Source organism: Dyella sp. (genome assembly GCF_035508675.1).
In the GTDB taxonomy this organism is placed as follows: Bacteria; Pseudomonadota; Gammaproteobacteria; order Xanthomonadales; family Rhodanobacteraceae; genus Dyella_B.
On the sequence record NZ_DATJMN010000346.1, the window covers coordinates 1 to 11,804 of the forward strand.

Consider the following 11,804-nt stretch of genomic DNA (forward strand, 5'->3'; position numbering starts at 1 on the left):
CCTGGCTTGTGCGCTACGAATGCTTCGTTGCTCGGCCGTCATTTGATCGTAGCTACGATCATCCCTGATCAAGCGATTTGACAATCTACGAGTAAACTCTGTAATCGGGAAGCCATAGTTCACTATACGAATGTTGTCCAAGCTTGCATTGGATAGAAGCGCGTGCAAATCTTTTTTTTCGTAACGCCTCACATGCCCGACGAGTTCGTCAGACCTGCCGTACTTTCGCTGATGCGCTGGCACGGACAAGAGGATTCGCCCACCCGGCCTCAGATATTGCATCCATTCACGCATCACTTCGCCGTCCTTTTCGATGTGCTCAAGCACCTCAAACGCAAACAAATAATCAAACGATCCCATCGCTAATTCGGATAATTTATCGACCACCGTTATGCGCTCACCCGCATACGCGAGATTTTCGCGCAACAGTTTTCGACTATCCGTACCCAGATCATGGCAAGCACCGTAAAAACCGCGTTCGAGGAAAATCCGCGTCATATGCCCGGTGCCAGCGCCCATCTCAACAAACCGTCCGACCGGCCACGATCGACTTAGGTCATTGACGCAACTTTCCCGCAAAATAAGTTTCGGCTGCTTCTTCATGGACGATGGATCTCAGTAATGGGGCGAACAATGCCAGCGCCATGCCGTTTCGATAATGTCTCTAATATCGCTGAACACCGGTTGCCAACCTAATCCGGCTTCGGCACGTCGAGTATCGGCCACGAGCATTGCCGGGTCACCCTCACGGCGCGGCATACGCGTAAATGGAATGGTGCGACCCGTCACTTCACGCGTGGCCGCGATGATCTCCAGCACCGTGGCCCCTTTCCCGCTGCCGAGATTGAAACAATGCGCACCTGGATTTTTTTCCAGGAAATGTATCGCATGCAGATGCGCGCTGGCGAGATCGTTAACATGCACGTAATCGCGAACACAGGTGCCATCCCGTGTATCGTAGTCGTCCCCGAATACCTGTAGCGCACCATCGCCCACACCCAACGCCGCGCGCAATACATTAGGGATCAGATGAGTTTCCGGCACGTGCGATTCCCCAATATCCCCCTCTGGATCTGCACCAGCGGCATTGAAATAACGCAATGCGACTGAGCGAAGCCCATAGGCGTGCGCGGCATCTTGCAGCACTCGCTCCACCATCAGCTTGCTGACACCGTATGGATTGATTGGTATCGTGGGATGCAATTCGTCAAGACGACCGTCATCTCTCGGAATTCCATAGACCGACGCCGTTGAAGAAAATACGAGTTTGCCGACCCTGGCGCGACGCATTGCTTCCAGTAAATTCAAAGTACCAGCGACGTTGTTTCGGTAGTAATTATATGGATCTCTTACCGATTCACCCACTAACGACAGCGCGCAAAAATGTATGACCACATCGAATCGATTCGTAGCGAAGAGTCGTTCCAGGGCAGATGGGTCCAGAATGTCGCCCTCGACCAGTTTCCCCCAACGCACGGCTGCGCGATGGCCAGTTGACAGATTATCGAATACGACTACGTCGTAGCCTTGCAGCGCAAGCATTTTCAGCATATGCGCGCCGATATAACCTGCCCCCCCACAGATCAATACACTGGTCACGTTAACTGTCTCCCTTGAGCGCCTCTTCGACACAGCCTTCGATAATGCGCGCATAACCATCCGCTATCGGCCCCCAATCGATACGCTTGGCCACCGTTTCGCGAATTTTTTTGGCTTGATGTAGCGCTTGTTCTGGATGATCCAGTACGGCGAGAATGGATGCTGCAAGCGCGTGGGTATCCGTAGGGTCCACACAAACCTCCTCTGCGGCATCACCCAACAAGTCTCGAATGCCCGCAACGTTTCCTACCACCACTGGGCATCCACAACCAATCGCCTCCATAAGTACCACCGGCAGCCCCTCCTGATCGCCTGAAGCGTCGCGAATAAACGGGGCAACAAAGACCGCTGCGCGACGATAGAGCTCTGGCAACCTGTCTTGGGGCATCGCCCCGAGGAACTTCACATGTTTCTCGATACCCCATTGATGCACCAGCGCACGCAGCCCTGACTCTTCCGGACCGAAACCGGCAATGGTCAAGACACTCCCTGGCCGAGCGTCGAGCACGATAGGCATGGCTTTTAAGAGCGCCGGCAATCCCTTTTTAGCCACCAATCGACCAACGAAAAGCAGTTCGTTTTCGGCGCGTTCTACGTTCGAATCGACGACAAAACGCTCACGCAAGTCGACGCCCATGGGCAACACGGCCAACTTCGCCGGCATCAACCCCTTCGCCTGCGTTTCAGCTTGCATGGCCGTGCTCACTACCGTCATAGCAGACGAAACACCGGCCACTTTTTGCTTCAACTTCGTAAGCCATGCGCCCTGCAAGCCATAAAGGTCCCCACCGTGGGAGGTCACGACATAGGGGATGCTTGCAATACGCTTCAGCCGCCAGGCAATCAAGCCCTGTGGAATCAGCCAATGTGCGTGGATGACGTCGACACGCCTATTTCTGATCAACCGCATGGCGGCCAAGTACTGGCACATGACAAATCCAGGCACCAGCAGCCACTTCCATTTGTGATGGCGCAAATTGCCAACGATGCCGCCGTGATTGACCAAGGTCTGCCATCGGCGCGGGGCGTAACGAAAGCGCACAACTTCGACGCCGTCCAAATCCCCGCTCGGATCTGCTCCAGGCGCATCCGGTACTAATGCAATGACATCGAATCGATCGACCAAGCGCCTGCAGAGTTCGTGCACGAATCCCGGCTCGGGATCTTCGCGCCAGCGCGGATAGGTCGAGGCCAGTACTAATAGCGTAGAACGAGCCGGTTCACCCATGGCGCCTGTACGTCAACGCCGTTATCTGTTCAGAAACCAGGCCAATCAGAAACACGATCACGGCGGCGCTCCACATCAGCGTACTCATGTTCGTCAACCGGCCCTCATGGATATAGGTCCACGCGTAGTTGGCGCATCCGAGCGAGAAAAATACGGCGCTTGCGGGAACAAACAACTTTAAAGGCGAATAAAGCGTGGCGATCTTGAAGATGATCAGCAGGAACCGCAGCCCATCACGCAATGGCTTGATATGACTCTTGCCCACCCGTTGCGCCGCCTTGATCGGTACGTAAGCCACGGGGTAGGCACTGCGGAAGAAGGCCATGGTGCTGGTCGTAGGATAGGAAAACCCGTTCGGCAGGAGGTACAGAAACTCCTGGAACCGATCCGCCTTCACCGCACGGAAGCCAGACGTAAGGTCCGCCACGACATGGCCCGTCATCCGGGTAGCTAGCCAGTTATAAAACGTATTGGCGATACCGCGACCAACACCAGCCTGACTCCCCCAGTCGCGGGCCCCCACTGCCATGTCGTATCCCTGCCCCAGCTTTTCGATCAAGCGCGCCACATCGGCTGGATCGTGCTGGCCATCACCGTCCATGAAAACCAGGACATCACCGGCCGCGATCCTGGCTCCGCGCTTGATCGCGGCACCGTTGCCCATTGAGTAGGGAGAGGTCAGACATTTGACGTCGCTGCGAGAACAGATGGCCGGAGTGTCGTCCGTGGAACCGTCGTCTACCACGATGATCTCGGCGATCGGATGCATGGCACGTAGACGCGGCAGCAGCTCCATCAAGGCAGGCGCTTCGTTCTTAGCGGGCAGGATGATGCTTAAGAGGTTCAAGCTGTAGCTCCCCATGTCTCGGCCGATCATAACGCGCCAACCACTAAGCACATACCGCGCCAAATCAGCAAACCACTTCATGCAGGCAGAATTGCAGCCCAGATCACCTTTCATGGATCCAGTCGTCATACTGCTGTTGGCCTCTCGTATCCCAGACCGTCTGGAAGCGGGGTGTGCACCTATTTGCCAAACCATTGGAGGCCGATGGCCTGTTGCTCCAATGTGCGCTAAATTCGAGCTCGATCAGGGGACTTAGGTAGGTTTCATCATGTCATCGCAGCCACAGCCCACCGCACTTGGCCTGTCCGGACTGGCCCGTCGGCTTGTTTCCGAAGGCCTGCTGCCTGAAGCCGACGTCCGCAAGGCCGTCACCGAGTCGAGTCAGCAGAAAAAAACCCTGACTGCCTGGTTGCTGGACCAGGGCCTGGTTGACAACACCCGCCTGACGCAGGTCTCCTCGGCGGAGTTCGGGATGCCGATTTTGGACGTTTCGGCGCTTGCCCCGGCCAGCATGCCGACCAGCCTGATCAGCCAGGAACTGATGACCAAGCATCAGGCCCTGCCCCTGATGAAGCGCGGCAAGCGCCTTTTCGTGGGCATCGCCGATCCCATGCAGCTGCATGCCCTGGATGAGATCAAATTCCACTCCAATTGCATGGTGGAGCCCGTCCTGGTTGAACGGGCGCAACTCAGTCGCGCTATCGATATTGCCGTCAGCACGCTTAACAACGTAACACCCGATTTGGGCGGCAGCGATCTTGACGATCTGGCCCTGGAGTCCGTGGACGAAGACGGGGAGTCCAGCGGCGGCGGTATTGACGCTACCGGTGGCGACGACGCCCCCGTGGTCAAGTTCGTCAACAAGATCCTGGTTGACGCCATTCGCCGCGGCGCGTCGGACATCCATTTTGAGCCCTATGAAAGCCAATATCGTGTACGCCTGCGTATGGACGGCATGCTGCGCGCCGTGGCCAGCCCGCCCCAGAAATTGGCTAACCGCATCTCCTCACGCCTGAAGGTGATGGCCGGCCTGGATATTGCCGAGCGTCGCGTGCCGCAGGACGGCCGTATCAAGCTCAACCTGTCCAAGAGTCACGCGATGGACTTTCGCGTCAGCACCTTGCCGACGCTCTTCGGCGAGAAGATCGTGCTGCGTATCCTGGACAGCTCGTCGGCCAAGCTGGGCATCGACAAGCTCGGCTATGAGGAGAACCAGAAGAAGCTCTACCTGGACGCCATTCACAAGCCGTACGGGATGGTGCTGGTCACCGGCCCTACCGGTTCGGGCAAGACGGTCTCGCTATATACCGCACTGAATATCCTCAACACGGCGGAACGCAACATCTCCACCGTGGAAGACCCGGTGGAAATCCGCGTGGAAGGCATCAATCAGGTGCAGCAGAACGTCAAGCGTGGCATGACTTTTGCGGCGGCGCTGCGCTCCTTCCTGCGTCAGGACCCGGACGTGATCATGGTCGGCGAAATCCGTGACCTGGAAACGGCCGAGATCGCTATCAAGGCCGCCCAGACCGGCCACATGGTGCTCTCCACCCTGCATACCAACGACGCGCCGCAGACCATCTCGCGCCTGATGAACATGGGCATTCCGCCCTACAGCATTACTTCGTCCGTGACGCTGGTGATTGCCCAGCGCCTGGCACGACGCCTGCATAGCTGCAAGAAGCAGATAAACCTGCCGCCGCAGGCCTTGCTGGCCGCCGGCTTTACCCAGCAAGACATCGACGAGGGCATGACGGTCTATGAAGCCGTGGGTTGTCCGGATTGCAACGAGGGTTACAAGGGGCGCGTGGGTATCTACCAGGTGATGCCGATGGTGGAGGAGATCCAGAAAATCGTGCTGGAAGGCGGCAACGCCATGCAGATCGCCGAGGTGGCCCGCAAGATCGGCATCAACGACCTGCGTGCCTCGGCACTTTTGAAGGTCAAGTCGGGGATGACCAGCCTTGCGGAAATCGATCGCGTGACCAAGGATTGATGAAGGAACGCGACCGGTTTCATACCAGACTTGCGCGAGGGGCCACGAAATGGGCCATCAAAGTACCGTAAGCTGGTGATTGTCTTGCCCATCACGCCGACATCCGGCGCCGGGTCCGATTTATTGGGGGATTAGACAGCATGGCCACGGTTACCGCCGCCACCAAGAACACCCGACAGCAGGGCGCCCAACGCGCCCAGGTCTCGCAGATGCCCACGTACGAGTGGGTGGCGCTGGACAAACGCGGCAAGCGTATGAAAGGCTCCATGCCGGCGAAGAATGCTTCGCTGGTGAAGGCCGAACTGCGTCGGCAGGGCATGAACCCGCAAACGGTGAAGGAGCGCTCCAAGCCGCTGCTCGGCGGCTCCGGCAGCGCGGTCAAGCCACGCGACGTAGCGATCTTCAGCCGTCAGATCGCCACCATGATGGCCTCCGGCGTGCCAATGGTGCAGTCCTTCGACATCATTGCCGATGGTCAGAAGAACCCACGCTTCAAGACCATGCTGACGGATGTCAAACAAAGCATCGAGGGCGGGTCGACCCTGTACGAGGCACTTGGGCAGTATCCCATTCAGTTCGACGAGCTGTACCGCAATCTGGTGCGCGCAGGTGAATCTGCCGGTGTGTTGGACACGATCCTGGATACCGTTGCGACCTACAAGGAAAAAACCGAAAGCATCAAGGGCAAGATCAAAAAGGCGCTGTTCTATCCCATTATGGTGATGGTAGTCGCCGTGGCCGTGATCATGATCATGTTGCTGTTTGTGGTTCCGGTTTTTGCCAAGACCTTCAAGGATGCCGGCGCTCAGCTACCTGCCCCGACCCAATTGCTTGTGACCATGTCACAATTCATGCAGGAGTACTGGTGGCTAGTGCTTGGCTCTATAGCCGGCAGCATCGTGGCGATGATTATGGCCAAGAAACGCTCGGTGAAATTCGCACACTTCCTTGATCGTGTGACGCTGAAGCTCCCCGTCATGGGCAACATTCTCCGCCAATCGGCCATCGCGCGTTTTTCGCGCACCTTGGGCGTTACGTTCAAAGCCGGCGTACCGCTGGTCGAGGCGATGGATGCCGTAGCCGGTGCTACCGGCAGTGTGGTGTACGCCGAAGCCGTGCATCAGATGCGCGATGACGTTGCAGTCGGCCATCAGCTACAGCTCGCCATGCGCCAGACGGGACTTTTTCCGAACATGGTCACGCAAATGGTCGCCATCGGTGAGGAATCCGGTGCCTTGGACCACATGCTGTTCAAATGCGCCGAATTCTACGAAGAAGAAGTCAGCAATGCTGTCGACTCCCTTGCCTCCCTGCTCGAACCGCTGATGATGGTGATCCTGGGCACGGTGGTGGGCGGTATCGTTATTGCGCTGTATCTGCCCATCTTCAAACTCGCCGGCACGTTCTAATCTCACGCCCTATCACGCGCCACATCATTGCCGCCAAGCGGCGATAATGTGGCGCGTTTTCATACCTACGGTTCACGCATGCCCGATTTGCCGCTGACAGTCTGGATTGTTATTGCAGGCGTGCTGGGCCTGATCGTGGGCAGTTTTCTCAATGTGGTGATCCTGCGGCTGCCGGTTCGGCTGGATGCGTTCTGGCGGCGCGAAGCGCATGAGGTGCTCGGGCTGGAATGGCCGGAGGAGCCCCTGCCCCCTGGCATCGTGCGTGAGGGGTCGCACTGTCCGCACTGCAAGCATCCGTTGGCGGCGCACGACAACATCCCGCTGTTCAGTTGGCTGCTGCTGCGCGGCCGCTGTCGCTATTGCCAGGCGCCGATCTCCATCCAATACCCGCTGATCGAGCTGCTGACCGGCATCCTCAGCACCGTCGTCATCTGGAAACTCGGTCCCACCTGGGCGGGCCTGGCGGGGCTGTGCTTCACGTGGGCGCTGGTGGCGCTATCGGGCATCGATTTCCGCACACAACTACTGCCAGACCAGATCACCCTGCCCTTGCTCTGGGTCGGCTTGCTGCTGAGCCTGATCCACCTTTTCGTCGCACCAGGTGCCTCCATCCTCGGCGCTGCTATCGGCTACCTCAGCCTGTGGAGCGTGTATTGGCTGTTCAAGCTGCTCACCGGCAAGGAAGGCATGGGTTTCGGGGATTTCAAATTGCTTGCCGCGCTCGGGGCCTGGATGGGGCCAATGTCGTTGCTGCCGGTGGTCCTGCTTTCTTCGTTTATCGGCGCGCTGGTGGGCGGCGTGCTGATCGCGCTGCGCAAGCACGGGCGGGAGGTGCCGATGCCGTTCGGGCCGTTCATCGCCATGGCGGGTTGGGTGTGGTTCATCGCGGGCGAGCAGCTGTGGCACGCCTATATGAGCTTCACCGGGATGCGATGAGCAAGGGCAAGCCGTTTACGGTGGCCCTGACCGGCGGCATCGCCGCTGGCAAGAGTGCGGTGGAACAGCGCTTCAAGGCGCATGGCGTGCATGTGTATGACGCCGACCAGGCCTCACGGGTGGTGGTAGAACCGGGCAGTGATGGGCTGGCGGCGATCGTGGATGCGTTCGGCAGCGAGGCGCTGGATTCACACGGGCGGCTGGATCGACCGCGCATGCGCAAGCGCGTGTTTGCTGATCCGATGGCGCGCAAGACACTGGAAGCCATCGTGCATCCACGGGTGCGGCAATGGATGCTGGATCAGGTACAGGCGGACGAAAGCCCCTATGTGATGTTGGCCATTCCGCTGCTGGCGGAGAATATCGGGCACTACCATTGGGTGGATCGCATCCTGGTGGTGGATGTGCCGGAGGCGGTGCAACTGCAACGCCTGATGCTGCGTGACGGCATGGACGAAGACTTGGCCGTGAGCATCCTCGCCAGCCAGACCTCCCGTACGGCCCGCCTGACGCTGGCGGATGACATCATCGACAACAGCGGACCGGAATCGGCGCTTGAGGCGCAGGTTGCGGCGCTGCATCAGCGTTATCTGGCGCTGGCTGCGGCTCGCCGCTGAGCGGCCGCGCTTACGTAATTCCTTCAAGCGGTTAAACTTGGTGGTTTCCGCTCCTGCGAAGTTTTGACCGATGTCCACCTCGTCCGCCGCTGCCACGCCTGCCATCACCCCTGAGACCGACGCGCCGCGCGATTTCATCCGTCAAATCATTCGCGAGGATTTGGGCAGTGGCAAGCACACCGCCATCCGCACGCGCTTTCCGCCCGAGCCCAACGGCTATCTGCACATCGGCCACGCCAAGGCCATCTGCCTGGATTTCGGCATCGCCCGGGAGTTTGCCGGCTGGTGCAACCTGCGCCTGGACGACACCAACCCGGGCAAAGAAGACCCGGAGTTTGTCGAAGGCATCAAGGACGACGTGCGCTGGCTTGGCTACGACTGGCACGATCTGCGCCACGCCTCCGACTATTTCGAGGTGCTCTACCGCGCCGCCCTCAAGCTGATCCAGGATGGCCACGCCTACGTGGATGACCTTACCGCCGATGAGATGCGCGAATACCGCGGCACCCTCACCGAGGCGGGCCGCAACTCGCCATACCGCGACCGCAGCGTGGAAGAAAACCTGGACCTGTTCCGCCGCATGCGCGCCGGCGAATTCGCCGACGGCAGCAAGACCCTGCGCGCCAAGATCGACATGGCCGCCGGCAACATGAACCTGCGCGACCCGGCCATCTACCGCATCCGCAAAGTCACCCACCAGAACACCGGCGACGCCTGGCCGATCTACCCGATGTACGACTACGCGCATTCTCTTTCCGACGCGCTGGAAGGCATCACCCATTCGCTGTGCACCCTGGAGTTCGAGGATCACCGCCCGCTCTACGACTGGTTCGTCGACAAGGTGGATCTGCCCAACCATCCGGAACTGTGGCAGCACATGCGCGACGCCGGCTTCCAGACCCAACCGGCCAAGCCGCGCCAGATCGAGTTCTCGCGCCTCAACCTCACCTACATGATCACCAGCAAGCGCAAGCTGGCCCAGCTGGTGAACGAAGGCCTGGTCGACGGCTGGGACGATCCGCGCATGAACACCCTGCGCGGCTTGCGCCGGCGCGGCTTTACCGCCGGCGGCATTCGCCTGTTGATCGAACGCCTGGGCGTGAGCAAGCAGAACAGCGTGATCGACTACGCGATCCTGGAGAACTGCGTGCGCGAGGATCTCGATGCGTCCGCTCCGCGCCGCATGGCGGTGATCGATCCGCTCAAGCTGGTCATCACCAATCTGCCGGACGATCACGAGGAGTCGCTTACCTTCTCCAACCATCCCAAGGATGAAAGCTTCGGCACACGCAAGGTACCGTTCTCGCGCGAGCTGTGGATCGAGCGCGAGGATTTCGCCGAAGTGCCGCCGAAGGGTTTCCATCGTCTCAAGCCGGAGGGCGAAGTGCGCCTGCGCGGTGTGGGCATCGTGAAGTGCATCGAGGTGATCAAGGGCGCCGACGGCAGCATCAGCGAAGTGCGTTGCACGCTAGATCCCGAATCACGCTCCGGCATGCCCGGCGCCGAGCGCAAGGTGAAAGGCACCATCCACTGGGTTAGCGCCAAGCACGGCGTCGCCACCGAAATCCGCCTGTACGACCGCCTGTTCAATGTGCCCACGCCGGACGACGAAAGCGACGGCAAAACCTGGATCGAGCACATCAACCCGGAGGCCAAGCGTATCGTGCGCGGCTGGCTGGAACCCGCCGCGGCGCAGGCTGCGCCAGAGCAGCACCACCAGTTCGAGCGGCTGGGCTATTTTGTGGCCGATCGCCTGGATCACCGGCCCGAGGCTCCGGTGTTCAACCGAGCTGCCACGCTCCGCGATACCTGGGCTAAACAAAGCGCATGATGCTGCCGCTGCAGATCCACCTCACGCTGCCGCCGTGGATCGAGGAAGTCGCCGACGCCGGTCGGCGCTACCTCACGGATGAGGAACGTGTAGGGCTGGCGATCGAGCTGTCGCGGCGCAATATCGAGCACGGCCCGGGCGGCCCCTTTGGTGCTGCCGTGTTCGATGAGCACGGGCGCCTGATCGCCGCCGCCGTCAACCGTGTCATTCCGCAAACCTGCTCGGTTGCCCATGCCGAAATGCTCGCCTACATGGCCGCACAACAACGCCTGGCCAGTTATCGCCTCAACGAACAAGGCGGCCACTACACCCTGGCCACCAGCGCGCAGCCTTGCTGCCAGTGCTACGGCGCCACGTTCTGGGCCGGCGTCGACACGCTGCTGGTCGGTGCCCGCGGCGAAGACGTGGAATCGCTGACGAGCTTCGACGAAGGCCCGCTGCCCGCCGATTGGATCGGCGAGCTGGAGCGCCGCGGCATTGCCGTGCGCCGCGACATTCTGCGCGAGCAGGCATGCAGCGTGCTGGCAGCGTATGGCGCACGCGGAGAACGCTATTGAACCGCCTGCGTGCCGCGCTGCCGCTGCTGCTGCTGATCGCAGCGGGCATCGTGCTGCTGGCCTCGGGCGTGTTCGACCGCATCCACCCCGAGGAACTGGTCAAACACCAGCATGAGTTGCACGCGCATCTCGCCGAGCATCCATGGATGAGCCGCCTGGCCTACATCGGGCTGCTGGTGCTGGCCACCTGCACAGGCGTTCCCGTCACCATTCTGCTGATCCTCGCGGCCGGCTTTGCCTTCGGCATCGTCGAGGGCACGACGTATTCATCCATCGGGCTCACCCTCGGTTCACTCATCCTGTTTCTCGCCAGCCGCTACGCCTTCGGCGCAGGCAGCAAACATCCGCCTGCCCTGGTGGACAAACTGCACCATGGCTTCGAACGCCATCCGGTGGTCTACACGCTGTTCCTGCGTTTGGTACCGGTGGCGCCGTTCGGGCTGGTCACCATCGCGCTCGCCTGGCTGCGCTGTTCGCTATGGCTGTTTCTTGGCGCCACCTGGTTCGGCGGCACCTTGATGCTGGTGTTCGAGACATCCATCGGCGCAGGTCTGGGGCATGCGCTCGCCCATGGGCGCCACGTGGGTTTGGGTTTGATCTTCGACCCCGACGTGATGGCACCGATCGGCGTACTGGCGCTGTTGTCGCTGGTGCCGCTGGTGATGGAGCGGTTCAAGTCGCGCTGGCATCCGTCGACGCCGCGGGCGGATGATTCTGTAGATCGGCCTTGATCTGCTCGGCCCATGGACTCACACGATGCGTGCGTTGGCGGTGAGGCGCAGCC

The 11,804-nt window shown here is 60.1% G+C and carries 11 protein-coding genes; 7 read left to right on the forward strand and 4 right to left on the reverse strand.

Annotated elements, in window-relative coordinates; translation table 11 throughout:
- The 4 genes from VMA74_RS18300 to VMA74_RS18315 all read right to left on the reverse strand — a co-directional run.
- Positions 1 to 603: class I SAM-dependent methyltransferase (locus tag VMA74_RS18300; RefSeq protein WP_325369581.1), on the reverse strand; the 603-nt coding region annotated here is incomplete at its 3' end.
- A 12-nt stretch (positions 604 to 615) separates the two neighbouring features.
- Positions 616 to 1,599 carry a UDP-glucose 4-epimerase GalE gene (gene galE, locus VMA74_RS18305; RefSeq protein WP_325369582.1) on the reverse strand — a complete coding sequence of 328 codons (984 nt, stop codon included), beginning with the start codon at positions 1,597 to 1,599 and terminating at the stop codon, positions 616 to 618.
- Between the two features lies 1 nt (position 1,600).
- Positions 1,601 to 2,827 (reverse strand): glycosyltransferase, encoded by a 1,227-nt coding sequence (locus VMA74_RS18310; protein ID WP_325369583.1) that lies wholly within the window; start codon positions 2,825 to 2,827, stop codon positions 1,601 to 1,603.
- Positions 2,820 to 3,674: a glycosyltransferase family 2 protein gene (locus VMA74_RS18315; RefSeq protein WP_325369595.1), complete on the reverse strand. Its 855-nt coding sequence runs from the start codon at positions 3,672 to 3,674 to the stop codon at positions 2,820 to 2,822. Before VMA74_RS18315 ends, VMA74_RS18310 begins: the two co-directional genes overlap by 8 nt.
- 268 nt (positions 3,675 to 3,942) lie before the next feature.
- On the opposite strand from VMA74_RS18315, the gene pilB reads away from it, so the two are divergent.
- The 7 genes from pilB to VMA74_RS18350 all read left to right on the forward strand — a co-directional run bounded on the left by pilB (position 3,943) and on the right by VMA74_RS18350 (position 11,751).
- Positions 3,943 to 5,670 carry a type IV-A pilus assembly ATPase PilB gene (gene pilB, locus VMA74_RS18320; protein WP_325369584.1) on the forward strand — a complete coding sequence of 576 codons (1,728 nt, stop codon included), beginning with the start codon at positions 3,943 to 3,945 and terminating at the stop codon, positions 5,668 to 5,670.
- Positions 5,671 to 5,810: 140 nt separating this feature from the next.
- A complete protein-coding gene (locus VMA74_RS18325) occupies positions 5,811 to 7,079 on the forward strand; it encodes a type II secretion system F family protein (protein ID WP_325369585.1) in 1,269 nt (422 codons plus the stop codon).
- Positions 7,080 to 7,157: 78 nt separating this feature from the next.
- Positions 7,158 to 8,015, forward strand: coding sequence for an A24 family peptidase (locus tag VMA74_RS18330; RefSeq protein ID WP_325369587.1), 858 nt, complete (start codon positions 7,158 to 7,160; stop codon positions 8,013 to 8,015).
- Complete coding sequence (coaE, locus tag VMA74_RS18335; RefSeq protein WP_325369589.1) at positions 8,012 to 8,632, forward strand: dephospho-CoA kinase; 621 nt, start codon at positions 8,012 to 8,014, stop codon at positions 8,630 to 8,632. Before VMA74_RS18330 ends, coaE begins: the two co-directional genes overlap by 4 nt.
- A 70-nt stretch (positions 8,633 to 8,702) precedes the next feature.
- Positions 8,703 to 10,463 (forward strand): glutamine--tRNA ligase/YqeY domain fusion protein, encoded by a 1,761-nt coding sequence (locus VMA74_RS18340; protein ID WP_325369591.1) that lies wholly within the window; start codon positions 8,703 to 8,705, stop codon positions 10,461 to 10,463.
- Entirely contained in the window at positions 10,463 to 11,020 is a 558-nt protein-coding gene (locus VMA74_RS18345; protein WP_325369597.1) for a nucleoside deaminase, read from the forward strand. Before VMA74_RS18340 ends, VMA74_RS18345 begins: the two co-directional genes overlap by 1 nt.
- Positions 11,017 to 11,751 carry a TVP38/TMEM64 family protein gene (locus VMA74_RS18350; protein ID WP_325369593.1) on the forward strand — a complete coding sequence of 245 codons (735 nt, stop codon included), beginning with the start codon at positions 11,017 to 11,019 and terminating at the stop codon, positions 11,749 to 11,751. Before VMA74_RS18345 ends, VMA74_RS18350 begins: the two co-directional genes overlap by 4 nt.
- Positions 11,752 to 11,804 lie beyond the last annotated feature (53 nt).

Excerpts from the sequence above, each read along its gene's own strand:
- VMA74_RS18310 (WP_325369583.1), bottom strand. The coding sequence starts at position 2,827 with ATGGGTGAACCGGCTCGTTCTACGCTATTAGTACTGGCCTCGACCTAT.
- pilB (WP_325369584.1), top strand. The coding sequence starts at position 3,943 with ATGTCATCGCAGCCACAGCCCACCGCACTTGGCCTGTCCGGACTGGCC.
- VMA74_RS18325 (WP_325369585.1), top strand. The coding sequence starts at position 5,811 with ATGGCCACGGTTACCGCCGCCACCAAGAACACCCGACAGCAGGGCGCC.
- VMA74_RS18330 (WP_325369587.1), top strand. The coding sequence starts at position 7,158 with ATGCCCGATTTGCCGCTGACAGTCTGGATTGTTATTGCAGGCGTGCTG.
- coaE (WP_325369589.1), top strand. The coding sequence starts at position 8,012 with ATGAGCAAGGGCAAGCCGTTTACGGTGGCCCTGACCGGCGGCATCGCC.
- VMA74_RS18340 (WP_325369591.1), top strand. The coding sequence starts at position 8,703 with ATGTCCACCTCGTCCGCCGCTGCCACGCCTGCCATCACCCCTGAGACC.
- VMA74_RS18345 (WP_325369597.1), top strand. The coding sequence starts at position 10,463 with ATGCTGCCGCTGCAGATCCACCTCACGCTGCCGCCGTGGATCGAGGAA.